This is a genomic window from Streptomyces daghestanicus (genome assembly GCF_020521275.1).
GTDB classification, from domain to species: domain Bacteria; phylum Actinomycetota; class Actinomycetes; order Streptomycetales; family Streptomycetaceae; genus Streptomyces; species Streptomyces griseoviridis.
In genome coordinates, this window is sequence record NZ_BNDX01000018.1 from 87,400 (window position 1) to 113,976 (window position 26,577).

18 protein-coding genes are annotated in these 26,577 nt (G+C 75.9%); 5 read left to right on the plus strand and 13 right to left on the minus strand.

Annotated features, from left to right (window positions below; genetic code table 11):
* Nucleotides 1-207: 207 nt before the first annotated feature.
* The 3 genes from ctaD to Sdagh_RS33085 all read left to right on the plus strand — a co-directional run bounded on the left by ctaD (nt 208) and on the right by Sdagh_RS33085 (nt 3,222).
* Entirely contained in the window at nt 208-1,878 is a 1,671-nt protein-coding gene (gene ctaD / locus Sdagh_RS33075; RefSeq protein ID WP_190009344.1) for an aa3-type cytochrome oxidase subunit I, read from the plus strand.
* Nucleotides 1,879-1,880: 2 nt separating this feature from the next.
* Entirely contained in the window at nt 1,881-2,396 is a 516-nt protein-coding gene (locus Sdagh_RS33080; RefSeq protein WP_190078073.1) for a hypothetical protein, read from the plus strand.
* Nucleotides 2,397-2,529: 133 nt separating this feature from the next.
* Nucleotides 2,530-3,222, plus strand: coding sequence for a response regulator (locus Sdagh_RS33085; protein WP_190078074.1), 693 nt, complete (start codon nt 2,530-2,532; stop codon nt 3,220-3,222).
* Between the two features lie 1,196 nt (nt 3,223-4,418).
* On the opposite strand, the gene Sdagh_RS33095 is transcribed toward Sdagh_RS33085, so the two are convergent.
* The 13 genes from Sdagh_RS33095 to Sdagh_RS33155 form a co-directional block, all read right to left on the minus strand.
* Entirely contained in the window at nt 4,419-4,841 is a 423-nt protein-coding gene (locus tag Sdagh_RS33095; protein ID WP_189416107.1) for a pyridoxamine 5'-phosphate oxidase family protein, read from the minus strand.
* Nucleotides 4,842-4,941: 100 nt separating this feature from the next.
* A complete protein-coding gene (locus Sdagh_RS33100; RefSeq protein ID WP_226536095.1) occupies nt 4,942-6,687 on the minus strand; it encodes a GAF domain-containing sensor histidine kinase in 1,746 nt (581 codons plus the stop codon).
* 189 nt (nt 6,688-6,876) lie between these two features.
* Nucleotides 6,877-7,434, minus strand: coding sequence for a TetR/AcrR family transcriptional regulator (locus Sdagh_RS33105; RefSeq protein WP_189416111.1), 558 nt, complete (start codon nt 7,432-7,434; stop codon nt 6,877-6,879).
* A 10-nt stretch (nt 7,435-7,444) separates the two neighbouring features.
* Nucleotides 7,445-8,023, minus strand: a complete 579-nt coding sequence (locus Sdagh_RS33110; RefSeq protein WP_372478502.1) for a sugar O-acetyltransferase — start codon at nt 8,021-8,023, stop codon at nt 7,445-7,447.
* A 45-nt stretch (nt 8,024-8,068) separates the two neighbouring features.
* The gene (locus Sdagh_RS33115) at nt 8,069-9,484 is read right to left on the minus strand and encodes an MDR family MFS transporter (RefSeq protein WP_226536097.1); all 1,416 of its coding nucleotides are present in this window, start codon (nt 9,482-9,484) and stop codon (nt 8,069-8,071) included.
* On the minus strand, nt 9,481-19,521 hold the full coding sequence (locus tag Sdagh_RS33120; protein ID WP_190078075.1) for a non-ribosomal peptide synthetase: 10,041 nt from the start codon (nt 19,519-19,521) through the stop codon (nt 9,481-9,483). The genes Sdagh_RS33115 and Sdagh_RS33120 overlap by 4 nt, the downstream gene beginning before the upstream one ends.
* A 1-nt stretch (nt 19,522) precedes the next feature.
* Nucleotides 19,523-20,308 carry an ABC transporter ATP-binding protein gene (locus Sdagh_RS33125; protein ID WP_189416122.1) on the minus strand — a complete coding sequence of 262 codons (786 nt, stop codon included), beginning with the start codon at nt 20,306-20,308 and terminating at the stop codon, nt 19,523-19,525.
* Entirely contained in the window at nt 20,305-21,234 is a 930-nt protein-coding gene (locus Sdagh_RS33130) for a FecCD family ABC transporter permease (protein WP_190078096.1), read from the minus strand. Before Sdagh_RS33130 ends, Sdagh_RS33125 begins: the two co-directional genes overlap by 4 nt.
* Nucleotides 21,235-21,326: 92 nt before the next feature.
* Nucleotides 21,327-22,349 carry a FecCD family ABC transporter permease gene (locus Sdagh_RS33135; protein WP_189416126.1) on the minus strand — a complete coding sequence of 341 codons (1,023 nt, stop codon included), beginning with the start codon at nt 22,347-22,349 and terminating at the stop codon, nt 21,327-21,329.
* Entirely contained in the window at nt 22,346-23,353 is a 1,008-nt protein-coding gene (locus Sdagh_RS33140; protein WP_190078076.1) for an ABC transporter substrate-binding protein, read from the minus strand. The genes Sdagh_RS33135 and Sdagh_RS33140 overlap by 4 nt, the downstream gene beginning before the upstream one ends.
* A 57-nt stretch (nt 23,354-23,410) precedes the next feature.
* Entirely contained in the window at nt 23,411-24,304 is an 894-nt protein-coding gene (locus Sdagh_RS33145) for a siderophore-interacting protein (RefSeq protein WP_190078097.1), read from the minus strand.
* On the minus strand, nt 24,304-24,543 hold the full coding sequence (locus Sdagh_RS33150; protein WP_189416134.1) for a phosphopantetheine-binding protein: 240 nt from the start codon (nt 24,541-24,543) through the stop codon (nt 24,304-24,306). Before Sdagh_RS33150 ends, Sdagh_RS33145 begins: the two co-directional genes overlap by 1 nt.
* A gap of 89 nt (nt 24,544-24,632) precedes the next feature.
* Nucleotides 24,633-25,829 (minus strand): isochorismate synthase, encoded by a 1,197-nt coding sequence (locus tag Sdagh_RS33155; RefSeq protein ID WP_190009332.1) that lies wholly within the window; start codon nt 25,827-25,829, stop codon nt 24,633-24,635.
* A gap of 135 nt (nt 25,830-25,964) precedes the next feature.
* On the opposite strand from Sdagh_RS33155, the gene Sdagh_RS36570 reads away from it, so the two are divergent.
* Together Sdagh_RS36570 and Sdagh_RS36575 are read left to right on the plus strand one after the other, a co-directional pair.
* Nucleotides 25,965-26,306: an SAM-dependent methyltransferase gene (locus tag Sdagh_RS36570; RefSeq protein WP_264201204.1), complete on the plus strand. Its 342-nt coding sequence runs from the start codon at nt 25,965-25,967 to the stop codon at nt 26,304-26,306.
* 2 nt (nt 26,307-26,308) lie between these two features.
* Nucleotides 26,309-26,566 carry an SAM-dependent methyltransferase gene (locus Sdagh_RS36575; RefSeq protein WP_264201205.1) on the plus strand — a complete coding sequence of 86 codons (258 nt, stop codon included), beginning with the start codon at nt 26,309-26,311 and terminating at the stop codon, nt 26,564-26,566.
* Nucleotides 26,567-26,577 lie beyond the last annotated feature (11 nt).

A 26,577-nucleotide genomic window follows, 5' to 3' on the forward strand; every position in this document is an offset into this window, starting at 1 on the left:
ATAAGACCGTTTTCGGGCTTTTCTCTTGCCGGCGAGGGACGTTCGGCCCGGGCGGGGGCCGCTCCCGGGACCGTTCGGCCCTGTCCGGGGGAGGGGCCGCCGCGACGATCATGGGGCGGCGGCCGGGAGGCGCCGCGGCACATCCCCCGTCGAGACGGCGCCTCCCGGCCCGTGAGCGACCCGAACGGATGGGGAGGACGTCGTCCCGTGGACGGAACGCAGGTACAGCAGGTGCGGCCCACCGAGGAGGGTCGGGTACGGCCGGCCGTACGCCGGGCGTCGTGGGTGGAGTGGCTGACCACCACCGACCACAAGAGGATCGGGACGATGTACCTGGTCTCCGCGTTCGCGTTCTTCGTCGTCGGCGGGGTGATGGCGCTGATGATGCGCGCCGAACTCGCCCGGCCCGGACTCCAGATCATGTCGAACGAGCAGTTCAACCAGGCGTTCACCATGCACGGCTCGATCATGCTGCTGATGTTCGCCATGCCGCTGTTCACCGGCTTCGCCAACTGGATCATGCCGCTCCAGATCGGCGCCCCGGACGTCGCCTTCCCCCGGCTGAACATGCTCGCCTACTGGCTGTTCCTGTTCGGCTCGACCATCGCCGCGGCCGGTCTCCTCACGCCGGGCGGCGCCGCCGACTTCGGCTGGTTCCTGTACGCGCCGCTCTCCGACGCCGTGCACTCGCCGCAGGTCGGCGCCGACCTGTGGATCATGGGCGTGGCGCTCTCCGGGTTCGGCTCGATCCTCGGCGCGGTCAACTTCATCACCACCGTCGTCTGCATGCGCGCCCCCGGCATGACCATGTTCCGGATGCCGATCTTCACCTGGAACGTGCTCCTGACCGCGCTGCTGATCCTGATGGTCTTCCCGGTGCTGGCCGCCGCCCTGTTCGCCCTGGAGTGCGACCGCCGGTTCGGCAGCCATGTCTTCGACGCGGCCAACGGCGGCGCCCTGCTGTGGCAGCACCTGTTCTGGTTCTTCGGCCACCCCGAGGTGTACATCCTCGCGCTGCCGTTCTTCGGCATCGTCTCCGAGGTGATCCCGGTCTTCGCCCGCAAGCCGATGTTCGGCTACATGGGCCTGATCGGCGCGACCATCGCCATCGCGGGCCTGTCGGTGACCGTGTGGGCCCACCACATGTACACCACCGGCGGGGTGCTGCTGCCGTTCTTCTCCTTCATGACCTTCCTCATCGCGGTGCCGACCGGGGTGAAGTTCTTCAACTGGATCGGCACCATGTGGCGCGGCAGCCTCTCCTTCGAGACACCGATGCTCTGGACCACCGGCTTCCTCGTCACGTTCCTCTTCGGCGGCCTGACCGGCGTCATCCTCGCCTCACCGCCGCTCGACTTCCACCTGTCCGACTCGTACTTCGTCGTCGCCCACTTCCACTACACGGTGTTCGGCACGGTGGTGTACGCGATGTTCGCCGGGTTCCACTTCTGGTGGCCCAAGTTCACCGGCAAGATGCTCGACGAACGCCTCGGCAAGATCACCTTCTGGACGCTGACGGCCGGTTTCCACCTCACCTTCCTCGTCCAGCACTGGCTCGGCGCCGAGGGCATGCCCCGCCGCTACGCCGACTACCTGGCCGCCGACGGCTTCACCGCCCTCAACACCCTCTCCAGCACCGGCTCGTTCCTGCTGGGCCTGTCGGTCCTGCCCTTCTTCTACAACGTCTGGAAGACCGCCAAGTACGGCAAGCCCGTCGAGGTCGACGACCCGTGGGGGTACGGCCGCTCCCTGGAGTGGGCGACCTCCTGCCCGCCGCCCCGGCACAACTTCACCGCCCTGCCCCGCGTCCGCTCCGAGGCCCCCGCCTTCGACCTGCACCACCCGGAGATCACCGCGGCCGACCGGACGGCGGTCTGACGATGGCGCACCCCGTACTCGCCCTCGGCGCCGCCCTGCTGACCGCCGCCGGCTGCGTCTGGTACCTGCCGGCCCTCGCCGAGCTGCGGGCCGGCGCCGACCGCCCGGACTCCCGGCGCGACCGGGCCGCTGCCTGCCTGACCGGCTGGGGCACACTCGCGGGCGTCGCCGTCCTGCTCCCGGCGGCCGGCTCCTGGTGGCCGGCGGCCGGCGCGGCCGAGGCGGGCTCCCTGCTCACGGCCGCCCTCCTGGTCCGCGCGGCCGTACGGCGCCGTCGTGAACGCCGGGAGACCGTCCGCGCCTGGACCGCCCTGACGCGGCGCCGGCCCCCGGCCCGCCCGCCCCGCCACCCCCGGTACCGCTGCGCCGCCCTCCTGGGCACCGGCCTGGCGGCCTCCGCCGGCGCGGCGCTCGCCCTGGCCGGCACCGGCCGCCCCGGGGCCGCCTGCCTGGTCCCCGCCGCGCTGACCGGGCTGACCCTCCTCCTCGCGGCCGGCCGCGCCCACCCGGCCCGGTGACCGCGGTAGGGCCGATCGGCCCTGGTCACCAGGGCCTCCGGTCACCGAGACTGCTGCGCGGACACCCGGACCGTCCGCGACCTCGCGGGCGGTCCCGTGCCGTACCGGACAGCGCGGAACGAGGAGCGAATTCATGGCCGACGGCGAGCAGCCCGGACCCGACCAGTCGATCCGGGTCTTCCTGCTGGACGACCACGAGGTGGTCCGGCGCGGGGTGCACGACCTGCTGACCGACGAGCCCGACATCACGGTCGTCGGCGAGGCCGCCACCGTGGCACAGGCGCTGGTGCGAATCCCCGCGCTCCGCCCGCAGGTCGCGGTGCTGGACGTCCGCCTGCCGGACGGCGACGGCGTCACCCTCTGCCGGGAACTGCGCTCCCGGATGCCGGAACTGGCCTGTCTGATGCTCACCTCGTTCGACGACGAGGAGGCGCTGCTGGACTCCGTCATGGCCGGGGCCTCCGGATATGTGCTCAAGCAGATCCAGGGCTCCGACCTGGTCTCCGCCGTCCGGACCGTGGCCGCCGGGCAGTCCCTGCTCGACCCGAGCGCCACCGCCCGGCTGATGGCCCGGCTGCGGCAGGGCCCCGACCCGGAGCCCGAACCGGAGGCCCTGCCCGGCCTCACCGACCGGGAACGCGAGATCCTCGCCCTGATCGGCGAAGGACTGACCAACCGTCAGATCGGCGCGCGGCTCTACCTCGCCGAGAAGACCGTCAAGAACCACATCTCCCGGCTGCTGGCCAAGCTCGGCGTGGAGCGGCGCATCCAGGCCGCCGTCATCGCCACCCAGGCCCAGGACCGGCTCCGGCGCGACCCCCGCTGAACGGGCGCGGGGGACCCCGGACGGCCCCCGTGAGCGGGGCCGCCGGTCCCGGCGGCCGGGGCAGTCCGGCCGGTGCTCCGCCGGGCCGGGCCCGGCATGCTGAGGAGTGGCCGGACCGCGTTCCGCGCCCGTCCGGTGGCGCGCGGCTCGCCGGCGGGACCGGCGGGCAGGAAGCGAGGACGTCAGGCCGGCCCGATCGCCGCTGGACGCGGCCACCGTGGAGTTCCTCCTGACGGCCGCCGTGGCCGCCCCGTCGATCCACGGCACCCAGCCCTGGCGGTTCGCGCTGGACCCGGTGAGCGGATCGGTCGAGGTCCGCGCGGACCGGCGGCGGCACCCTGCCGGGGACCGGCCCCGGCCTGCGCGCCCAGTACCTGTCCGTCGGGGCCGCCGTCCTCGACCTCCAGGTGGCCGCCGCCCGTCCCGGCCTCCTCCCCGGTGTCCGGCTGCCGCCCGTCTCGGCCGACCCCGGCCTGCTGGCCGGCGGTCCGGCTCACCCGCCCCGGGGCCGGCGCCCCGCTGCCCCTGCCCGACCTGTACGAGACGGTCCAGCGGCGGCACACCAGCCGGCTGCCGATCACCGGACGGCCGGTCGCGGACCCCGTCGTGGCGGACCTGTCCGGCGCGGCCCGCACCGAGGGCGCCCGCCTCGACGTGCCCGGCATCCCGGCCACCCGGCGCCTGCCGCGGCTCCCCCGGGAGGCGGAGGCGCGCACCGCCCGCGACCCGGCCCGCACGGCCGAGAACCGCCGGTGGCTCACCGCTCCCGGAGCGGACACCCCGTACGGCGTCCCCCTGACCGCGCTCGGCCCGCGGGACGCGTCCGGGCGGATACCGGTCCGGGACTTCACGGGCGGGCGCGACGGCGGACGGCGGCCCGCGCCGCCTTTCGGACGGCACGTCCAGGCGGGCCTGTCGGGGACCACCCGGGACCGGCGGGCCGACTGGCTGCGGGCCGGGCAGGCACCGGAGCGCGCCCCGCTGGCGGCGACCCGGCACGGTGTGCGCACGTCGGTGCCGCACCAGGTGACGGAGTGGCCGGACCCGCGGGCGCAGGCGGCCGGACCCAGGCCGCCGTGGCGCTTCCCGCAGCGGCTGATCCGGTTCGGTTACGGCTACGGCCCGGAGGGCGGGCGCACCCCTCCGCGCGGCCGGTGTCCCGCGGGCCCGGTGAGGGTGCGGGGCGCCGGGCCGGGTCAGCGCACGCCGCGCGCGCCCCTGAGGTCGCGCCCGGTGACCATCTCCGACTCGATCCGCAGGAACACCACGTCCCGCAGCGGCATCCAGGAGGCGGGGCCGTCCTGGACCAGCCGCGCGTGCTCGGCGGGGTCGGTGACCAGCGCGGCCCGGCCGGTGACGACCACGCTCCACCCGGACCGGGTCCGGGCGTCGAACTCGTCCGCCTCGAAGGCGACCACGACCCCGTCGACGGCCCGCACCAGCTCGGACTCCGGCGAGGTGCTCAGCACGACGGAACCGTCCGCGTCCAGGGCGAAGTTGACCGGGAGGACCGCGGGCAGGGCCTGCCGGGTGTAGACCACCCGGCCGACCGGCACCTCGGCGAGCAGGCGCAGGCACTCCGGGCGGCCGAGTGCGCCGAAGGCGTCGTTCTGGTGCATCGGCCCATCGTCGCGGCGCGGCCCGGCGGCCGGGTAGGGCCGGACGGCCCCTCCCTCGCCCCGGACGTGACGGCAGCGGAGCGCCCCCGCCGGGCCCCGGTCAGGCGTCCGGTGCCTCCCGGGCCGGCAGTGGCACCGTCCACTCCGCCACCGTCCCGGACGGGTCGTTCGGCCGGAGGGTGAAGGTGCCGCCGAGGTCGGCGGCGCGCCGGCGCAGATTGTCGAGGCCGCTGCGGCGGGTGACGGCGGGGCCGATGCCCCGGCCGTCGTCCGTGACCCGCACCGACAACCGGCTCCCGTCGGTCTCGGCGGTGACCTCGACCTGGCCGGCGCCGGCGTGCCGGGCGGCGTTGGAGAGGGTCTCGCGCACCACCGCCAGCAGGTGCCCGGCGTACTCCTCGGGCACGCAGGTGTCCAGCAGGCCGGTCATCCGCAGGGCGGGCGGGAAGCCGAGCGCGGCGGCGGCCCGGTCGGTCTCGGCCAGCAGCCCGGCCCGCAGCGCGCCGCGCCCGCCGGGGCGGTCCCGCTCGCGCAGCGCGTAGATGGTGCCGCGTACCGTCTTGATGGTGTCGTCGAGGTCGTCGACCACCCGCTGGACGCGTTCGGCGGCCTCCGGCCGGTCGGCGATCCGGCCCAGCACCGAGTTCAGGGTCAGCCCGGAGGCGAACAGCCGCTGGATGGCCAGGTCGTGCAGGTCACGGGCGATCCGGTCGCGGTCGGAGAGGACCATCAGCCGCTCGGCCTCGCGCCGGTGGTCGGCGATCTCCAGGGCGAGCGCGGCCTGGTCGGCGAAGCCGCTGATCATCGCCATGGCGGCCTCGGAGAACTCCGGCGCCCCGGGCAGGTTGGCGACCTGGAGCACTCCGCGGGCGTGCTCCCGGCCGCCGAGCGGCAGCAGGAACCCCGGCCCGAGACCGACCAGCCCGGCCGAACCGCCACCCCCTTGCGCCATCTCCGACAGCCGGGCGCTGCTGATCCGCTCGTTGGTCCGGTACACCCGCGCGGCCAGCGTGTCCGGCGCCAGCACCAGCCCGCGCACCCGTCCGGCGCCCTCGCCGTCGGCGGCCTCGATCACCAGCTCGTCCCCGCCGTCCAGCGGCACCGCCACGGTCACCAGGTCGGCCCCGGCCAGCGTCCGTACGGTGGCCGCCACCTGGTGCAGCACCTGGTCGGGATCGGTGCCCGAGAGCAGACCGCGGGTCAGCTCGCTGCTGGCGGCGAGCCACTGCTCCCGGCGGCGGGTGTCCTCGTAGAGCCGGGCGTTGTCGACGGCCACCCCGGCCGCCGCGGCCAGTGTGCGCAGTACCGCCTCGTCCTCGTCGTCGAACTGGGCGCCGTCCCGCTTGTCGGTGAGGTACAGGTTGCCGAAGACCCGCTCGCGCACCCGTACCGGCGTTCCCAGGAAGGTGGTCATCGGCGGATGCCCGGGCGGGAAGCCGACGGAGGCGGGGTGCCCGCCGAGGTCGGCGAGGCGCAGCGGCCGGGGCTCCTTGATCAGCAGTCCCAGGATGCCGTGGCCCTCGGGGTAGTCGCCGATCTCCTCGACCGCCCCCTCGTCCACGCCGACCACGATGAACTGCTTGATCCGCCCCTGCTCGCCGAGCACCCCGAGCGCCCCGTACCGGGCGTCCACCAGGGCCACCGCGGACTCGGTGATGCGCCGCAGGACCACGTCGAGGTCGAGGTCGGAGCCGATGGCGAGGACCGCGTCGAGCAGGGTGTGCACCCGGTCCCGGGTGGCACGCACCTGCGCGACCTGGGCCTGGAGGCCCTCCAGCAGTTCGTCCAGCCGCAGCCGGGGCGCCGCCGGACCGTCCTTCCGCCCGACCGCCGGACTCTCCGCCATTCCCGCTCCCTCCGGGAAGGCGTCACCGACCCCTTCCCCCTCCGTGCCCGGACCCCCGCCGGCCCGCACACCCGTACGAGGCGCGGCCGTCCCCGATCCTAGGGCCCCCGGCCCGTGGGGCCCGGAGGCGGGGCACGGCGGCGGGTGGCCCGTGCGGCACGGAGGTCAGGTTCCGTGCCGCACGGGCGGTCAGGAGGGGCGGGTGCCCGGCGCGGTGATGCGGGTGACGGCTTCCAGGGTGAGGGCGCGGTCGTGGGGCTGCTGGGCCAGGGCCCGGTGCAGGGTGAGGCCCTCGATGAGGGCGTCGAGCTGGCGGGCGGTGTCCGGGTCGAAGTGCTTCTCCAGGTGCACGCGGCTGCGGGCCATCCACGCGTGGGTCAGTTCACGGTAGGCGGGCCGGCGGGCGGCGAGCGTGTACAGCTCCTGGGTGAGCACGAGGTCGCGCGGGCTGCCCTCGGAGAGGGTGTGGACGAGGTCGGTCACCGCCGCCCTCGCCTCGTCCGGGTCGGCCGGGGCGCTGAGCCGGGCGTCGAACAGTTCCACGATGTGGTCGGTGAACCGGCGGAACGCCTCCCGCAGCACCTCGTCCATGCCGCTGAAGTGGTACGTCATCGACCCCAGGGGCACGCCGGCGCGTGCGGCGATCTTCCGGTGCGAGACGCCGGCGACCCCCTCGTCGGCGATGAGGTCGAGGGTCGCGTCGAGGATGCGCTCGCGGCGCCGCGGGTCGGTGTGTCCGGTGGCCATGGGGACATGGTCACAGACTCCGGACCACGCGGGCGGGGTTCCCCACGGCGACGACGCCCGCGGGCACGTCCTTCGTCACCACGGAACCGGCGCCGACCACCGCGTCGTCCCCGATGGTCACGCCCGGCAGGACGATCACACCGCCGCCCAGCCACACGTTGTCGCCGATGGTGACCGGCCGGGCGGCCTCCAGCTTGTCCCGGCGGGGCCCCGGCTCCAGCGGGTGCGTCGGGGTGAGCAGCTGCACGTTCGGGCCGATCTGGCAGTCCGCGCCGATGGTGACACCCGCGACGTCCAGCGCGGTCAGGTTGTAATTGACGAAGGTGCGGGCGCCGATCGTGATGTTGCTGCCGTAGTCGACGTACAGCGGCGGGCGGACGTGCGCCTCCTCGCCGAGCGAGCCGAGCAGTTCGGCGAGGACCGGCCGCGCGGCGTCGGCGTCCTCGGCGTAGGCGGCCTGGTACCGGGCGGCCAGGCGCACGGCCCGCTGCTGGCGGCGGACGATCTCCGGATCGTCGGCGACGTACAGCTCGCCGGCCTGCATGCGCTCCAGGTTGCTGCGGGGGTCGTCCGTGAAGTGCTCGGTCATCGGCATGCCCCGACCCTACACCCAAGAGCGTACGACCGTACCTTCTTAGGTCCGCCGCACCGCCCGGGTCCGCGGCAGCCGCGTCGCGCCCGCGGCGGCCAGCACGCCCAGGGCGACCACCCACCAGAAGGTGTCCGCGAACGCGGCCGGCACGTCCTGGTGACGGGCGGTCAGCCGGCTCTGCACGACCACCGCGAGGGCGGCCGTGCCGAGCGAACCGCCCACCGTGTTGAGCAGGTTGAGCGCCGCCGCCGCACGCGGGACCCGCTCGGGCTCGATCCGGCTGTACACGATGTTCATCACGGGGGCGCCGGTCATCGCCATGCCGACGCCGCGCAGCGCGAGCGCCGCCGCCGTCACCGCGTCCGGCAGCCCGTGGCCGAGCTGGGTGAACGGCACCGTCCCGGCCAGCACCAGCACGATCCCGGTGACCACCAGGGTCCGCGGCGCGACCGCGTCGATCGTCCGGTTGACCAGCACCGTCCCCACCGCCGCGCCCAGCCCCTGCGGCGCCAGCAGCAGCCCCGACTCCCACGCCGACAGGCCCCGGCCGGTCTGGAAGTACAGCGGCAGCAGGAACATCGTGCCGAACACCGACGCGCCCAGCATCAGCAGCGCCAGCGCGGCGGCCCCGAACGGCGGCCGGGCGAAGAGCCGCGGGTCGACCAGCGGCGTCCGGCGGGTCCGCAGCCCGTGCACGGCGAAACCGGCCAGCATCAGCAGGCCCGCCGCCACCCCGAGCCCCGCGGTCAGGGCACGCCCGTGGGCGACCTCCGTCAGGCCGAACACCAGCACGGCGAGGCCGGGGGAGAGCAGCAGGGCGCCCTGGACGTCGAACGCCGGCCGGCCCGGCGACGCGGGCACCACCGGCACATGGCGGCGGGCGAGCAGCACAGCCACCGCCCCGACCGGCAGGTTGACCAGGAACAGCCACGGCCAGGACGCCACCGCGAGCAGCCCGCCGCCGGCCAGCGGCCCGAGCACCGGCGCCAGCAGGGGCACCACCGCGACGACGCTGATCAGCCGTCCGGTGCGGTCCGGACCGGCGATCCGGGCCAGCAGCGCCTGCCCGGTCGCCGGCAGCAGTCCCGCGCCGAGCCCCTGCACCACCCGGAAGACGATCAGGCTCGGCGCCGACCAGGCCAGCGCGCACAGCGCCGACCCCAGCAGGAACACACCGACCGCCACCAGCCAGACCCGGCGCGCGCCGTACCGGTCGGCCAGCCAGCCGGACGCCGGCACGGCCGTGACGACGGCCAGCAGATAGGCCGTGCTGACCCACTGGATGCCGGCGACGGAGGCGCCGAACTCCCCGGCCAGGGTGTCGATGCCGACACTGACGATGGTGGCGTCCACCGACGCCATGAACGTGCCGAGCACCAGGACGAACGCCACCCGCCACAGCGCCGCGTCGATGCGCTGCCGCCCCGCCTCGGCGGGTGCCACCTGCTCCTTGCTCACGGATGCTCCAGAAGGGTGCGGACGTCGGTGTCGAGATGATCGCCCAAGGCGCGCAGCAGGGCGATGAGTTCCTCGGCCAATCCGGCCACCGGCACCCCGGCGCGATGGGCGAGGACGCCGGTCCAGCCGTCGCCGTCGGGCATGACCGTCAGCGTCACCGGGTGGTGGGTGGCCTCGCGGAAGCGGGTGCCGACGACCGTGAGACCGGGGGCGGGCGCGCGCAGCCGTTCCGGGTCGACCGGATAGTTCTCGAACACCACCAGGCTGTCGAAGAGGCGGTGCCGCCCGGTCAGCCGCTCCAGGTCGGCCAGGGCCACGTGCTGGTGCTCGGCCAGCGCCCGCTGGCCGGCCTGGAGCGCGGCGAGGCTCTCGGCGAGGGTGCCGGTCAGCCGGGCCCGTACCGGCACGGTGTTGGCCAGCAGCCCGATGATCTCCTCCACGCCCGCCAGCTCCGGGGGACGGCAGGCCACCATCGCGCCGAAGCACACGTCCGTCCGGCCGGACCGCCGGGCCAGCAGCACCGCCCAGGCGCCCTGCACCAGCGTGTTCCGGGTCAGGCCGCGCCGCGCGGCGAGCCGGGAGAGCCGGTCCACCAGCTCCGGCTCGAAGGAGATGACCGCCGGCTCCTGCCACGCGGGGCCGGGCGCCGCCCCGCCGCCGAGGTAGTCGCCCTCGGGCAGCCCCGCCAACTCGGCTGCCCAGACGGAGAGATCGGGCTCGTGGGCGGCGCGCCAGCGCAGGTAGCCGGCGAACGGCACCGGCGCGGGCAGCTCCGGGGCCCCGCCCCGCACCCGTGCCGTGTACAGCGCGAACAGCTCGCCGAGCAGGCGCGGCGCCGACCAGCCGTCGGAGAGGACGTGGTGGCTGGTCAGCACCAGGTCGGCGCGGTCGGCGCCCAGCCGGATCACGGTCAGCCGCAGCAGCGGGCCCGCGGCCAGGTCGAACGGCTCGGCCAGATCGGCGGCGAGCACCTCCTCGGCGGGCCCGTCGCACACCCGGAACCCCGGCCGCGGCTCCTTCGGGATCACCGCCAGGGCGGCGGGGAACACCGCCCCCAGGTTCGGGTGCCGGGCCAGCAGATCGGCCCCCGCGGCGCGCAGCGCGCCGACGTCCAGCGGACCGGCCAGCGAGAACACCGACTGCACGGTGTACGGATCGGGGCGCTCGGTGCGCGAGTGCCGCAGCATCACCTCCTGCAACGGCGTCAGCGGCTGCACCTCGGCCACCGTCCGGCCGTCGCCGAGCCCCGCGATCTCGGGCGCGTCGGCGGTCCGGGCCAGCGCCTCCCGCAGGTGCCCGGCCAACTCCTCGACGTCACCGGCCGGGAACAGCCCGTCCGGCCAGGTCAGCCGGACGCCCAGCCGGTCGTCCCGGACCAGCGCGTTCACCATCAGGGCGGACGGCAGCGGCAGCGCGTCCACGCCGCCGGAGCCCAGTGGGTCCGCGTCCGGCGGCGTCTGCCAGGGCCGTTCCGTACCGGGGGCGGCGGGGAAGCGGCCGAGGTAGTTCCAGGAGACCTCCGGTGCGACGGGTTCCAGCAGGCCGGCCGTGGTGAGGACGCCGTACCCGAGGCCGTCGCCCTGGGCGCGCAGCCGTTCCCCGACCTTGCCCGGACCGTCGTCGGCGTCGAGCAGCACGGGGTGCACGGCGGTGAACCAGCCCACGGTCTGGGAGAGGTCCACCGCCGGGGGCCGGCCGTGGCTCTCCAGCGCGACCAGCAGCCGCGGCGTCCCCCGCCAGGCCCGTACGGCGCGGGCGAGCGCCGCGAGCAGCACCGCGTCCGGCGTGCTCCGCAGGGCGGCGGGCAGGGCCGTGACCAGGGCGTGGGTGAGGTCCGGGGGGAGGCGGAACTCGTGGTGGCGCGCGGTGGCGGCGGTGTCCCGGGCCGGGTCGAGCGGCCGGGCCGCCAGGGCGGGCGTGGCCGACATCCGGCGCCAGTGCGGGAGTTCGTCCCGCCGGTCGGCCTCCCGCAGGGCGCGTGCCCAGCCGAGGAACGACTGCCCGTGCCGGGCCGGTGTCCCGCCCTCGTGGGCGTGGCGCACGTCGTCCAGCAGGACGCGCCAGGAGACGCCGTCGACGACGAGGTGATGGGCGATCAGCACCAGCCGGCCCGGCGCGTCCGGCCCGGCGTCCACCCACAGGGCGCGCAGCAGCGGGCCGGTGCGCGGGTCCATCGCCGCCCGCACGGCGGCGGTCCACGCGTCGACCAGGGCGCGGACGTCCGGCTCCGCCGGCCGGCGGGTCAGGATGTCGGCGCCGGTCACCGTCCCGGCCGGGGGGATGCGCAGCACGTCGCCCGCGAGGCGGGCCCGCAGGACGTCGTGGCGGGCCAGCACCGCGTCGAGCACCGCCCGCCAGCGGGCCTCGTCGCCGCCGGGCGGCACCACCACCTCCACCCACTGGCAGAACCCGTCGGCGGCCCGGCCCGCGCGGCGCAGCAGGTCCCGCATGACCGGGGTCAGCGGCGCGTCCCCCACGGCGGGGGCGTCCCCTTCGTCCAGGGCGTGGGCGCGGGCCGCGATCCCGGCGACCGTCTCGCCCTCGAACACGTCCCGGGCGGTCAGCCCGAGCCCCCGGCGCCGGGCCCGTGACACCACCTGGAGGGAGACGATGCTGTCCCCGCCCAGGGCGAAGAAGCCGTCGTCGGGGCCGACGCCGTCATGACCGAGGATGTCCCGGAACACGCCGAGCAGCACCGCCTCCGCCTCGGTGGCCGGCTCCCGGCGGCGGGCCGCCGACGTCTCCGGCGCGGGCAGCGCCGCCGCGTCCAGCTTCCCGCCCGGACCCAGCGGCAGCCGCTCCAGCGGCACCAGCGCCACCGGCACCATGTGGTCGGGCAGCCGCTCGGCCAGGTACGCCCGCAGGCCCGCCGGGTCCCACCCGGCGCCGTCGACGGGGATGACGTAGCCGACGAGCCGGCCCTCGCGCACCAGCACCGTGCTCGCGCGCACTCCGGGGTGGCGGGTCAGGGTGGACTCGATCTCGCCGAGTTCGACCCGGAAGCCGCGGATCTTGACCTGGTGGTCGGCGCGGCCGAGGAAGACCAGCTGCCCGTCCGGGCGCCACCGCACCAGGTCGCCCGTGCGGTACATCCGCGTCCCCGGCGGCCCGAACGGGTCGGCGACGAACGCGGCGGCGGTGAGGCCGGGCCGCCCCAGGTAGCCGCGGGCCAGGCTCGGCCCGGCCAGGTACAGCTCGCCCGTCACCCCGGTGCCGGCCGGCTGGAGCCCGCCGTCCAGCACATAGGCGCGGACGTTCGGGTCGGGACGGCCGATCGGCAGCGGGCCCGGGTCGTCCGGGTCGTACCGCCAGGTCACGGAGTTGACGGTCACCTCGGTCGGGCCGTACGCGTTGAACAGCGCCCGGCGTCCCGCGCCCCAGCGGCGGGCGAGTGCCGGGTCGAGGCGCTCGGCCCCGACGACGAAGAACACGTCCGGGTCGACGGTGCGGTCGTCGGGCATCGCCGCGAGGAACGAGGGGAGCAGGTTCACGCCGGTGACCCGGTGCCGGACGATGTAGTCGAGGAGTTCGTCGCCGGGGACCCGGACCTCCTCCGGCGCGATCACGGACGTACCGCCGGACAGCAGCGGCACCATCGTCTGCCAGAACGCCACGTCGAACCCGGTCGACGCGAAGTGCAGGTACCGGTCGTGCTCGGTGACCCCGACGACCTCCTCCTGGAGCGCGATCAGGTCCGGCACGCCGCGGTGGGTGACACCGACGCCCTTGGGCCGGCCGGTGGTGCCGGAGGTGTAGATGACGTACGCGAGCGCGTCCTCGGTGAGCCGGGCCCGTGCCCCGGCCGGATCGGTGTCCGGTACGCCGTCGAGGGCGGCCGGGTCGTCCAGGCGCAGCACCGGGATGCCGCGCTCGGCGGGCAGGCCGCCGTCACCGGTGGTCACGGCGGCGGCCGGGGCGAGGTCGTCCAGCATGTACGCCAGCCGGTCCCGCGGGTGCGCCGGGTCCAGCGGCACGTACACCGCGCCCGCCTTGACCACGCCGAACAACGCCACCGTCATCTCGATGTCCCGGCCGAGCAGCACCGCCACCGGGTCCTGCGGCCTGACCCCCCGCCGGATCAGCGCGTGCGCGAGCCGGTTGGCCGCCCGGTCCAGCTCGGCGTAGGTGAGGCTGCGGTCGCGGCAGACCAGGGCCTCGGCGTCGGGCTTGCGGCGCACCCACGCGGCGAACTCGTCCAGCCACGGCCCGCGTTCCCGGGCCGCGACCACCTCGGTGCCGGTGCGCAGCATCCGGTCCCGCTCGGCCGGTCCGAGCAGCGGCAGGGCGAGCACGGGCCGGTCCGGGTCGGCGACGATCTCCCGCAGCAGCCGCTCCAGCCACCGGCCGACGTCGCGGACGGTCTCCTCGGCGAAGGCGCGCGGCTGGTGGCCCAGGCCGATCGTGATGCCGTCGCCGGGCAGGACGATCACCGTCAGCGCGTAGTGCGTGGCGTCGGTGATGTCGACCCCGGCCAGTGCGAGACCGGGGGCGACCGGGGTGCGGTCGCGGCTGGAGAGCGGGAAGTTCTCCATCACCAGCATGGTGTCGAAGAGGTCGCCGGCCCCCGCCGCCCGTTGGATGCCGGGCAGGCCCACCCAGTGGTGGTCGGCGAGCGCCACGCTCTCGGCGTGCACCCGCGCCAGCAGCTCGCGGGCCGTCTCGTCCTGGGTGTGCCGGACCCGCACCGGGACGGTGGTGCCGAGCTGACCGATCATCGACTCCACGCCGTCCACCTCGGCGGGCCGTCCGGACACCGGGCAGCCGAACACCACGTCCCGCCGCCCGGTCAGCCGGCCCAGGAGCAGCCCCCAGGCCGTCTGGAGGACCGTGGTGAGGGTGACGCCCCGGTCGCGGGCGAAGGCGCGCAGCCGGTCGCTGAACTCCCGGCCCAGCTCGACCGTCACCCGCCCCGGCCGCTCCACCGAGGTGCCGGCGCTCGCGGGCGCCAGCCGCGTCCCCTCGTCGACACCGGCCAGCGCCTCGCGCCAGGCCGCCAGCGACGCCTCGCGGTCCCGGGCGCCCAGCCACCGGTAGTACGGCGTCACGTCGGTGGCCGCCGGCACGGCCGGTCCGGTGCCGCTCAGTTCGGCGTAGATGCCCAGCAGGGACCGGCCGACCAGCGGCATGGACCAGCCGTCGAGCAGCGCGTGGTGGTTGGTGATCACCAGCTTGTGCGCGGCGGGGCCGGTACGGGACAGCAGGAACCGGATCAGCGGCGGCCGGAACGGGTCGAACGGGCGCCGCAGTTCCTCCTGGACGGCCTCGGCGAACCGGTCGTCCCGCCGCCACTCCAGGGCGGCCTCGGCGGGGACCACCTGCACCACCTCGTCCCCGGCCGGGGCGAGGTGCATCCGCAACGAGGGCGTGCGGCGCAGCAGTTCACGCGCCGCCTCGGCCATCAGCTCCGGGTCGACCGCTCCCTCCAGGGTCGTCACGGCCTGGACGACGTAGACGTCCGTGTCCGGGTCGTCGCGGACCTGCGTGTGGAAGGACAGGCCGATCTGGAGCGGCGTGGCGGGCCAGACGTCCGCGATCCGCCCGGAGCGTTCCAGGGCCTGGATGGTTTCCTGGCCGAGCGTGACGAGCGGCAGGTCGGAGGGGGTGAGCCCGCCGGCGGCGGTGCGCGCGTGCGCGGCCAGCGCCGCCAGCGCGTCCGCCCAGCGGGCGCGCAGCGCCGCCAGGGCGTCGGACCCGAGCACCCCGCCCGCGGCCGTCCACTCCACGGCCAGCCGGGGCCCGCTCGCCGCGCCGCCCTCGTGCCCCGCGCCGCCCTCGTGGTCCTCGCGGCCCTCGTGGACGAAGCAGTTCAGGGCGAGGACCTGCTCCAGCGCCTTGCCCTCCGGCTCGTGCACCGAGAACGCGTCCTCCTCGGGCAGCCGCCATCCCGTCCCCGGCAGCGGCGCGAACCGGCCCAGGTAGTTCAGCAGCACGTCCGGCGGCGGTACGGCGGCCAGCGCGGCGCCGCCGACCGGGTCCAGGTGGCGCAGCACGCCGTAGCCGATCCCGGCGCCGGGCACGCCGCGCTTGGCCTCCTTCGCCGCGCGCAGGACGTCCGCCACGTCCCCGGCGGCCGGCACCCGCACCGGGTACTCGCTGGTGAACCAGCCGACCGTGCGGGCCAGGTCGAGGTGTTCGCGTCCGTGCCCCTCCAGGGTGACGGTCACCGCCTCGCCGCCCGCGCCCCACGCGCGCAGCGCCAGCACCAGCGCGGCGAGCAGCACCTCGTCGACGCCCGCCCGGTAGGCGGCGGGGAGCGTGGTCAGCACCGCCTCGGTGACCTCCGGGGAGGCGACGGTGAGCGACCGGCGGGCGGTGGCCACCGTGTCCCGCGCCGGGTCCAGCGGGCGGTCGCCCAGCCGGGTCGCGGATTCCAGCGCCGTACGCCAGTGGCCGAGTTCGTCCCGGCGGGCGCCCGACGCGCCCTGCTCGGCGAGGAGCAGCGCGTGCCGCCGCCAGGACGCGCCGGTGCGGGGCAGGGTGCCGCCCGCGCATGCCGTGTGCAGGTCCGGCAGGAGCACCCGCCAGGACACGCCGTCCACGGCGAGGTGGTGCACGACCACGACCATGCGGTCCGGTCCCCCGTCGCCGGCGCGGACCAGCGCGGCCCCCAGCAGCTCGCCCGAGCGCGGGTCCAGTTCGCCCGCCAGCCGCCGGGCCACCGTCCCGGCGTCCGCACCGTGCTCCTCGCGCACGACGGCCCGCACCGCGTCCTCGGACAGCACCTCCAGGCTCCCGTCGGCGCCGGCCCGCAGCCGCAGCGCGTCGTGCCGGGCGAGGACCGCGCGGACGCCCGCCCGCAGGGCGTCGACGGCGAGCCCGTCCACCCGCAGCGCCGTCCACTGCGCGTACCCCGCGACGACGGCGATGTCGGGGTGGGCGTCGAGGAGCTGGCGCACGATCGGCGGCGCGGGCACGGGCCCGGTCGGCTCGTCGGCGGGCCCGTCGGCGTCCGCGGCGATCTGCCCGGCCGCGGCGGCCAGGGCGGCGAAACTGCGCCGGGCCAGCAGATCGCGGGGCCGCAGCTCCAGGCCGAGCGCGCGGAGCCGGCTGCTGACACTGATCGCGGTGATGCTGTCCCCGCCGAGGGCGAAGAAGTCGTCGTCCACGGCGACCCGGTCCACCTCGAACACCTCGGCGAGGGCCGCGCACAGCAGCCGCTCCCGCTCGGTGCCCGGCTCCCGCCCGCCCCCGGCCGCCGCCGGCGCGGGCAGCGCCGCGCGGTCCAGCTTGCCGTTGGGAGTGAGCGGCAGCGCGTCCAGCACCACCACCGACGAGGGCACGAGGTGGTCGGGCAGCCGCTCGGCGAGCGCGGTACGCGCCCCGTCGGGGGTGACCGGGTCCGCGCCGGCGCCGGACGCGGGCACCACGTACCCCACCAGCCGGGACGCCCGTACGGCCGCCGCCGCGGCCGTCACCCCGGGCAGCGCGGCCAGCGCCGCCTCGACCTCGCCGGTCTCCACCCGGTGCCCGCGGATCTTCACCTGCCCGTCGGCCCGCCCGAGGTACGCCAGGCCCCGGTCCGGCACCCAGCGGGCCAGGTCGCCGGTGCGGTACATCCGGCTGCCGGGCGGGCCGAACGGGTCGGCGACGAACCGGTCCGCCGTCGCGCCGGGCCGCCCGAGATAACCCCGCGCCAACTGGGGCCCGGCCAGGTACAGTTCGCCGGCCGCGCCCGGCGGCACCGGGTGCAGGGCGGCGTCCAGGACGTAGGCGCGGGTGCCCGCGAGGGGCCGGCCGGCGGACGGCTCGTCACCGGTGAGCGGGGCGCTGGTGCTGTCGACGGTGGCCTCGGTCGGCCCGTACATGTTGCGGGCGGGCACCCCGGACGCGGCGATCCGGCGCCACAGCGCGGGCGGGGTCGCCTCGCCGCCGAGGACGAGCAGCGCCGGGCGCAGGCCGAGCAGGCCGGCGTCGATCAGCGGCGCCGCCATCGACGGGGTGGTGTCGACGACGTCGATGCCGTCCCGGGTGTACGCGGCGAGCAGGGCGTCGGCGTCGCGGGCGGTCTCGGCGTCGTAGACGTGCAGTTCGTGCCCGCACAGCAGCCAGACCAGGTGGTCGAGGGCGGAGTCGAAGGCGAAGGAGTAGGTGTGGGCGGTGCGCAGCCGCCGGCCCGCCGCCCGCTCGGCGTCCGCGACGAGCGTGGCCCGGTGGTGGTGCAGCAGCGCCGCGAGACCGCCGGCCCGGCCCAGCACGCCCTTGGGCCGGCCGGTCGACCCGGAGGTGTGGATGACGTACGCCAGGTGCTCGGGGTGCCGGGGCGCGGCCAGTTCACCGGCGCCGAGCGGGGCGCCGGACAGCGCCTTCGCCTCGCCGAGCAGCGTCTCCCACGGCAGTCCCTCGACCGTGCCGCCGGTCAGCACCAGTGCCGGCCGGGCGTCCGCGAGCAGCGCGCGCAGCCGCTCACGCGGATGGGCGAGGTCCAGCGGCAGGAACGCGGCGCCCGCGTCCAGCACCGCGAGCTGCGCGGCCACCAGGTCCGCCGAGCGGGGCAGCGCGAGCGCCACCACGTCGTCGGGGCCGATGCCGCGGGCCCGCAGCGCGCGGGCCAGCCGGTGCACCCGGTCCGCCAGGTCCGCCGCCGTCAGCCGCTCCGCCCCGCAGACCAGCGCGGTGTGCCCGGGACCCGCGGCGGCCATCGCGTCGAACGCGTCCGGCACCGCGAGCGGCGTGCCCGGCACCGCCCGGGGCGTCCAGTCGGCCGGCACCGCGCCGCCCAGCGGGACGCCGCCCACCGCCGTGCCGTCCAGCAGCCCGGCCAGCAGCGCCCGCAGCGCGGCCAGTTTGCCGTCGACGGACGCCCGGTCGTTGGTCCGGGCGTCCACCTCGAAGCCGAGGAGCAGCCCGCCGTCGGGGGCGGGCAGCACCGACAGGCCCATGTCCTCCGGCGGGCCGCCCGCCACATTGCGCATCACGCCCCGCGCCCCGGCGAAGTCCAGCGCCAGGTCGAACGCCTTCAGGTTGATGCCGCGCCCGTGCAGCAGCGCGCCCGCGCCGGGCACCCCGAGGTCACGGGGGAGGTCCTCACCCCGGTACCGCTGGTGCTTCCGGGTCTCCCGCAGCACGCCGGCCACCCGCCGGGTCAGCTCCCCGAAGCCGTCACCGGGGCGCACCGTCACCCGCAGCGGCAGCACGTTGACCGCCATCGCCGGGGTGCGCAGCTCCACCGGCTCGGTACGGCACATCAGCGGCAGCGCGAACACCACGTCGGCGCGGCCCAGCACCCGGTGCAGGAACGCGGCGTAGCAGGCGATCACCGCCTCGCCCCAGGTGACGCCCTCCCGGTCGGCGAAGGCCCGCAGCCGGGCCGTCTCGTCCGGGGTGAGCGCCGTGCGGGCGGTCAGCGCGGGGCCGGGCGGCCCGGCGGCGGTGCCGGGCTCCCCGACGTCCGGGAGCGGCGTGAACCGGTCCACCCAGTACGCCCGGTCCTCGGCCGCCCGCGCGCTCTCCCGGTACGCCCGGTCGGCGGCGACCAGCCCCTCGATCGTGCCGAAGGCGGGCCGGGGCGGCTCGGCGCCGCGCACCAGGGCCGTGTAGCGGGCGGCGGTGCGGCGGGCCAGCATCGCGCCGCTGTAGCCGTCGATGACCAGGTGATGGCCCAGTTGCGTGTACCAGACCTCCCGGTCGGAGAGCCGGATCAGCACGGGGGAGTACAGCGGCCGGTCCACCATGTCCCGGCAGGTCTGCGCCGCCCGCTCCCGCTCGGCCTCCACCAGCGCCTCCGCGGCCCGCCGGGGATAGGCCTCGCCGGCCACGTCGAACAGCCGGGGCGTGGGCACCGGCGTGTCGCTGACCGTCTGCCGCGGCCCGTCCGGTGTGTCGTGCACCCGCAGCCGCAGCGTCTCGGCCTCCTCGTGGACCGCCCGGACCGCCTCGGCCAGCGCCCCGGTGTCGACGGGCTCCTCGCCGCGGATCTCGATGACGTCACCGACGACGTAGTACGGGGAGTCCGGCTCCAGGCGTTGCGCGTTCCAGATGCCCAGTTGGGCGCCGGTCAGGGGGAGCGGACGGTCCGAGGGCACGCGGGCAGTGCTCAACTCACTCTCCTTGGAGTGTGGGGACGACCATGGGGGTGCCGGTCACCGGGTCGGGCACGATGACGCTGGGCAGGTCGAACACGTCCTTCATCAGCGCGGCGTCCACGATGTCCGCCGGTTTCCCCTCGGCGACCACCCGTCCGTCCCGCATGGCGACCAGGTGGTCGGCGAACCGGCACGCCTGGTTGATGTCGTGCAGCACGGCGACGACCGTGCGGCCCTGGTCACGCAACCGGGCCAGCAGAGCGAGCAGTTGGTACTGGTGGGTGATGTCGAGGAAGGACGTCGGCTCGTCCAGCAGCAGGTACGGCGTCCGCTGGGCCAGCACCATCGCGATCCACACCCGCTGCCGCTGCCCGCCGGACAGCTCCCGCACCGGCCGCCCGGCCAGCCCGGAGACGCCCGCCGCGTCCATCGCCTCCTCGACGGCGTCCTCCTCACCGGCCGACCACACCGTCAGCAGCGACTGGTGCGGGAAGCGTCCCCGCGCCACGAGCTGGCGGACCTTGATGTCGTCGGGGGAGACCGGGTCCTGCGGCAGGAAACCGAGCTGCTTGGCCAGCGCCTTCGACGGATACCCGCCGACCTCCCGCCCGTCCAGCTCCACCCGCCCGTCGTCGGGCCGCAGCAGCCGTACGAACGCCCGCAGCAGCGTCGACTTGCCGCACGCGTTGGGGCCCACCACGGCCGTGAACGCGCCGTCGGGGACGTCCAGGCTCAGCCGGGTGGACACGACCCGGTCGCCGTAGCGCAGGGTGATCTCCCGTGCGGTCAGACGTGCGCTCACGCCCGCCCCACCTCCTTGGTCAGCAGCCAGATCAGATAGCAGCCACCGATCGCGGTGCTCACCACGCCCACCGGCAGCGCCACCGGCGCCAGCAGCATCTGGGCGATCAGGTCGGCCCCCTGGAGCAGGACCGCCCCGGCCAGCGCGGCCGGCAGCAGCGGGATGCCCGGCGCGCCCGCCAGCCGGCGGCCGATCTGCGGGGCGGCCAGCGCGATGAACGCGATCGGCCCGGCCACCGCCGTCACCGTCGCCGTGCATCCCACCCCGACCAGCACCATCAGCAGCCGCAGCCGGTTCAGCGACACCCCGGTGGTCACCGCGAGGGCGTCCCCGAGCAGCGTCTGGTGCATGGCCCGGGACCGTACGGCCGCCAGCGCCAGCAGTACCCCGATCACCCAGAACGGGACCCACAGGTCCGCCCAGTCCACGCCGTTGAGCGAGCCGGCGCTCCAGCCCACCGCCGCGATGGCCACCTCCAGTTCGGCCCGGAGCACGATCCACGAGTTGAGCGCGGTCACCATCGCGTTGACCGCGATGCCGATCACCACCAGCCGCAGCCCCGAGAACCCCCGGTCGGCGGAGAGCAGATAGACCACCGCCGACACCAGCAGCCCGCCGAGCACGGACGCCCCGGCCAGCTGCGCGGACGTTCCCGACAGCACGGTCAGCGCGACCAGGGCCCCCGTGTACGCGCCCGCGTCGAGGCCGATCACGTCCGGGCTGCCCAGCGGGTTGCGGGTCAGGTTCTGGAAGACCGCCCCGGACACGCCGAGCGCCGCCCCGAAGACCAGCCCCGCCGTCACCCGCGGCAGCCGCCAGTCCCGGATCACCACCGAGTGCTCCGACCCGGCGAGCACCGCCAGCACCCTGCCCGGGGACGCCCAGGACGCGCCGTAGCACAGCCCGAGCAGACCGAGGCCCAGCATCAGGGCGACCAGCACCGAACAGACCAGGACGGTACGGCGTTCCGCGCGCAGCCCGACGGCGACCCGGGCGGCCACCCGCACCCCCGCCGCGCTCACAGCGACCCCGCCCCGTACCGGCGGACGGCCCAGATCAGCGCGGGCCCCCCGAGGAACGCGGTCACGATCGCCACCGGCACCTCGCCGGTGGGCAGCAGCACCCGTGAGCCGATGTCCGCGGCCAGCAGCAGCACCGGGCCCAGCACCATCGAGTACAGCAGCAGCCAGGGAACCGACCCCGCCGCGATCCGGCGCACCAGGTGCGGCACGATCAGCCCGACGAACAGGATCGGCCCGGCCACCGCCGTCGCCGCCCCGCTGAGCACGGTGATCAGTACCAGGGCGGCGGTCCGGGTCCGGGCCACGCCCGCGCCCAGCGTCTGCGCCACGCTCTCGCCGAGCGCCAGCGCGTTCAGCGGCCGGCTCAGCAGCAGCGCACCCGCCAGGGACAGCACGATCGCAGTCAACGGCACCGCCAGCGGCGCCTGTTCACGACCGGCCAGGGTCCCCACCGACCAGAACCGGTACGCGTCGAAGGTGTCCGGCAGCATCAGCCGCAGCCCCAGCGCGATGCCGTTCAGTACGGCGGTCAGCGCCACGCCGGTCAGCACCAGCCGCAGCGGCGAGCGCCGCCCGACCGCCATCACCAGCAGCGCCGCCAGGACCGAGCCGGCCACGGCGAACACGAGCTGGCCGGTCTGCGCGCCGGCCAGACCGAGCGCCGAGCCGACGGTGACCGCGAAACCCGCGCCCGCCGTCACCCCGAGGACCCCGGGCTCGGCCAGCGGATTGCGGGCCAGTGTCTGGATCAGGGCGCCCGCCGCCGCCAGCGCGGCACCCACCGCGACCGCCAGCAGCGCCCGCGGCAGCCGTACGTCCCGGACGATCACGTGGTCGTCCGTGCCCCGGGGGTCGAACAGGGCCCGCACCACCTCGGTGGGCGGCACCGCGTGCGCGCCGACGCCGACGCTGAGCACGGCGGTGACGGCCAGCAGCACCAGCCCGCCGAGGAGGAGGGCGACCCGCGGCGTCTCCCGCCCGCCGCGTGTCACCTCCGCGACGCGGTCGGCGACCGTCACCGGTCCAGCAGGGGCGCGAACGACGTGTCGATCGCGTCGAGGGTCTTCATGGCGTCCTGGTACGTCGCCGCCTCGGTGTAGGCGATCGGGAAGGTCCTGCCTTCCTTCACCGCGGGGAGGTTCTTCCACAGCTTCGATTCCATGGCGTACTTCACCGACTCCGGGACACTGCCGTCCGGGTTCACCGAGTAGGTGATGGCGTCGGCTTCGCCCAGCGAGTCGGACAGCTCCTCCACGGACGGGTACTCGCTGACCGACTGCGAGCCCGGACCGGCCTTCTTGACCTCGCCGTAGTAGGCGGCGCCGACGTCCTGGGCGACGCTGGTGCCCCAGGACCCGCCGAACTCCCGCTGGAAGGTGCCCTTCGAGGTGTCGCCGTAGGCGCCGATGTGCCCGAACTCCAGCCCGGACAGCACCCCTTGGTACTTCTTCCTCAGCTCCGCCGCCTTCGCCTCGTACGCGGCCTTGTCCGCCTCGTGGCTCGCCAGCACCCCGGCGGCGTCGGCGTGCTTGCGGGACACCTCCCGCCACTGGGACGGCACGGTCGGGCCGACCGCCACGACCGGGGCGATGGACTTCAGCCGGTCCATGTCGATGTCCCCGAGCACCGGCGTCGGCACGCCCAGCACGATCAGGTCCGGCTCGGCCTCCGCGATGGCCTCGTAGTTGGTCTCGGCCGCCGACTCACCCGCGACCTTCGTCAGCTTCTTGTACGTGGCGAGGTCCTCGTCGCTCAGCAGCGGCTCACCGCGCTGCCACGAGGAGATCCCGACGAGCGGCGCGTCGCCCTCGATCAGGGCGGGCACGGCGTACCCGGTGGCCACCACGCGCTCGGGACGGGCGGGGATGGTCACCTTGCCGTTGTCGGCGGTGAAGACCCGGGTGCCGCCCTTCTCCCCGGACCCTCCCGCCGTGTCGGCGTCGTCCGAGGACGACCCGCACGCGGTGAGGGCCAGGGCCAGGGCGAGGGCGCCGGCCAGGGCCGCCGATCTGTGTGCCAGCATGCGCTGCTCCTTCGGTTCCTGCACGGTCTCGGTGCTGGTGCACGTGCTCGTGCTCGCTCAGTGCTCGGGTCCGGATTCGTGGGGGCGCGGGTGCGGGTGCTCGTGGGGGTGCTCGTCCTCGTCGTCGAAGTCGGCGACGCCGCGCTTCCAGTAGCCGCTGACGACGTGGTCGGCCCGGTCCAGGCGCAGCACGTCGCGGACCCAGCGGCGCAGCGGCTTGATCTCGCCGGCCTCGCCCGCGATCCACGCGTACAGCCGCTCTCCCCCGGGCACCTCCACCCCGGTCACGGCCCTGGCGAGGGCACCGCCGGTGCCCGGCGGGCGGTCGCCGCGGTGCAGCCAGCGCACCTCGACACCGGCGGGCGCGTCGAGGTCGATCTCCTCGCCTGCGTCGGCGACCTCGACGAACGCCCAGCCCCGGGCGGAGCGGGGGAGTTCCTCCAGCCAGCGCGCGATCGCGGGCAGCGCGGTGATGTCGCCGGCGAGGAGGTAGCGGTCGTAGGCGGGCGGCACGAACAGGCCGCCGGGCGGGCCCGCGACATGGACCACGGCCCCGGGTTCGGCGGCGAGCGCCCAGTCCGAGGCGAGACCGCCCGGGTGCGGGGCGATGTCGATGTCGATCTCGCCGGCCGCCGGGTCGTAGCGGCGGACGGTGTACTCCCGGGAGACCGGTGCCGGGCGCGGCCAGCGCAGCAGGTCGCCGTCGGGTTCGGGCAGGCGGAGCGAGCCGTCCGGGTCGGGGAAGAGCAGCCGCACGTGGTCGATGGGGGAGTGCGCCTCGAACCCGGCGGTGCCCGGCCCGCCCAGTGTGACCCGCAGCAGCCCGGTGCCCACCATGGCGGTGCGCACCACCCGCGTCTCACGGACCCGGATCGGATAGCGCACCTTCTCCGGGCGGCGGCCCGCCCGGACCTCCGCGATCCGGTCCAGGTGCCGGCGGCCGGTCCGGATCACGAGGCGGCGCCCGTCAGCAGCGCCGTCCAGTGCGCGAGTTCGGGTTTCTCCGCGAGGTCGGGGAGTTCCAGCTCGGGGGCGCCCTCGGCGCGCCAGCGCTCCACCAGGGTCATCAGGCGCACCGAGTCCAGGCCGAGGTCGCGCAGGTCCTCGTCGGGTTCGATCTCGGCAGGGTCGCAGCCGAGCAGCTCCGCGACGTCCGCGCGGATGCGGTCGGGCGACAGTGGCTCGTTCATCGGGGTGCTCCTGGTGGGGTCGGGGCCGGCGGCGGGGCCGGCGGGTCGGGCGGGAAGGCGGTGCCGGGTGCCGGGCCCCGCGTCCGTGGTCACACCACGTCCGTCAGGCCCACGGCCCGCAGCAGGGTGCGGAACTTGGCTGCGGTCTCGGCCAGTTCGGCCCGCGGGTCCGAGCCGGCGACGATCCCGGCACCGGCGAACAGCCGGACCGTCCGGTCGCAGACCTCGGCGCTGCGGATGGCCACGGCCCACTCGCCGTCGCCGTCCAGGCCGGTCCAGCCGGCCATTCCCGCGTAGTACCCGCGGTCCTCGGGCTCCAGCTCCTCGATCGCCGCCAGCGCCCCGTCCGTGGGCACCCCGCAGACCGCCGGGGTCGGGTGCAGTGCCTCGGCGAGGCCCAGGGCCGAGGAGGCCGGGTCGGCGGGGTCGCGCAGCCGTCCGGTGATCCGGGTGGACAGGTGCCACATCGTCGGTGTGCCGATCACCTCGGGCCGCTCCGGCACCCGGAGGTCGGTGCAGAAACCGGCGAGCACCTCGGCCACCCGGTCGGCGGTGTGGGCGTGTTCGCCGAGGTCCTTGGCGGAGGCGCGCAGGGCGGCGATCCGCTCCCGGTCGACCGCGTCGTCACCGGAGCGGGGCGCCGACCCGGCCAGCGGGTTGGCGGTCACGGTCGCGCCGCGCCGGGACACCAGCAGCTCGGGGCTGGCCCCGACCAGGGTGCGGGGCGCGGGGTCGCCGGGCGCGGTGACGTCGGCGGCGAAGGCGTAGCAGGCGGGGTCCGCGTGGACCAGCCGGGCCAGCAGCGCGGGCACCCAGACCGGGGAGGCGGACGTCAGCTCCAGACAGCGGGCCAGCACGACCTTGCGCAGCTCGCCGCCGTCGATCAGCTCCAGCGCCCGGCGGACCGCCTCGGCGTAGGCCGCAGGGCCGGGACGCGGCGTGACCCGCCAGTCCGTGCCGGGTGCCACGGCGGGCGGGCGGGGGTCGGCGGGGGCGCCCGCGCGGCGTACGACGGCCGGCACCACCAGGCCGGCCCGCGCACCGGGACGGAAGCCCACGGCCCCGACGACCACCGGGTCCGGCAGCCCGGCCGTCGCGGCGGCCTCCAGCGCCTCGGCGGCGGCCGGGGCGTGTGTGCCGCCGGTGGCGCGGACATGGGCCCGGACCCCGTCGGCGAGCAGGGTGCCGCGCGCCGAGGAGAAGTAGAACGAGCCGGTCAGATAGGCCGCCAGGAGATCGGCGGACAGGTGGACGGGACGGGGTCGTACCACTGCTGATAGGGACACGTCGGCGAATCCTTTTCTCCGGCCGGCGCGGGACGTGCCGCCGATCAAGAGGACCTGTCGAGTGAGCAAAGTAAGGCTAACCTAAGTCCTCTGGTGTCGCGCAAGAGGCAACCACCGCTTTCCCGAAGGAAGTTGATGTTGCATCAGGGCGAAGGGGGTCCGAGGGACCCGTCACCGCCCCTGGCCGTGTGCTTCCTGGCACGGGCCGTGCGCTTCCTGTCCGGGGAGGCCGGTGTCCGCCAGTCGCTCGGCATCGGCACCGGACCGCCCACCGCGGACAACACCCACGAGGTGGTCCAGCGCGTCGCGCCGGAGGGCCGCGTCGTGTACGCCGACAACGACTCCCTCGTCCTGGCGCGCGCCCAGGCCCTGCCCACCAGCGGCCCGGAAGGCGCCTGCGCCTGCCTCGACGCCGGCCAGGGACCCGGAGCGCGTCCTGGCCGAGGCCGCCGGACCTCGACCGCCCGGTCGCCGTGACCATGCTCGGCATCCTGGGCCAGGTCTCCGACGCCGGGCGTCCAGGAGAACTGGTGCGCGCCCCGCTGGCGGGACGGCAGGCCGGCAGCCACCTCGCCCTCAGCGACGGCACGGGCACCGACGAGGCGCTCGACACGGCGGTCGCGGCCTGCACCACGCAGTCCGCCCACGCCTACCCCCTGCGGTCCCCGGAGCGGACCGCGTCCTTCCTCACCGGCCTGGAGCCGGTGGAGCCGGGCATCGTGCCCACGGTCGCCTGACGCCCGGACGC

Bases quoted from the DNA above. Each gene is read 5' to 3' on its own strand.
- Sdagh_RS33080 (WP_190078073.1), top strand. From the start codon at position 1,881: ATGGCGCACCCCGTACTCGCCCTCGGCGCCGCCCTGCTGACCGCCGCC.
- Sdagh_RS33085 (WP_190078074.1), top strand. From the start codon at position 2,530: ATGGCCGACGGCGAGCAGCCCGGACCCGACCAGTCGATCCGGGTCTTC.
- Sdagh_RS33095 (WP_189416107.1), bottom strand. From the start codon at position 4,841: ATGCACCAGAACGACGCCTTCGGCGCACTCGGCCGCCCGGAGTGCCTG.
- Sdagh_RS33100 (WP_226536095.1), bottom strand. From the start codon at position 6,687: ATGGCGGAGAGTCCGGCGGTCGGGCGGAAGGACGGTCCGGCGGCGCCC.
- Sdagh_RS33105 (WP_189416111.1), bottom strand. From the start codon at position 7,434: ATGGCCACCGGACACACCGACCCGCGGCGCCGCGAGCGCATCCTCGAC.
- Sdagh_RS33110 (WP_372478502.1), bottom strand. From the start codon at position 8,023: ATGACCGAGCACTTCACGGACGACCCCCGCAGCAACCTGGAGCGCATG.
- Sdagh_RS33130 (WP_190078096.1), bottom strand. From the start codon at position 21,234: ATGCTGGGCCTCGGTCTGCTCGGGCTGTGCTACGGCGCGTCCTGGGCG.
- Sdagh_RS33140 (WP_190078076.1), bottom strand. From the start codon at position 23,353: ATGCTGGCACACAGATCGGCGGCCCTGGCCGGCGCCCTCGCCCTGGCC.
- Sdagh_RS33150 (WP_189416134.1), bottom strand. From the start codon at position 24,543: ATGAACGAGCCACTGTCGCCCGACCGCATCCGCGCGGACGTCGCGGAG.
- Sdagh_RS36570 (WP_264201204.1), top strand. From the start codon at position 25,965: ATGTTGCATCAGGGCGAAGGGGGTCCGAGGGACCCGTCACCGCCCCTG.
- Sdagh_RS36575 (WP_264201205.1), top strand. From the start codon at position 26,309: ATGCTCGGCATCCTGGGCCAGGTCTCCGACGCCGGGCGTCCAGGAGAA.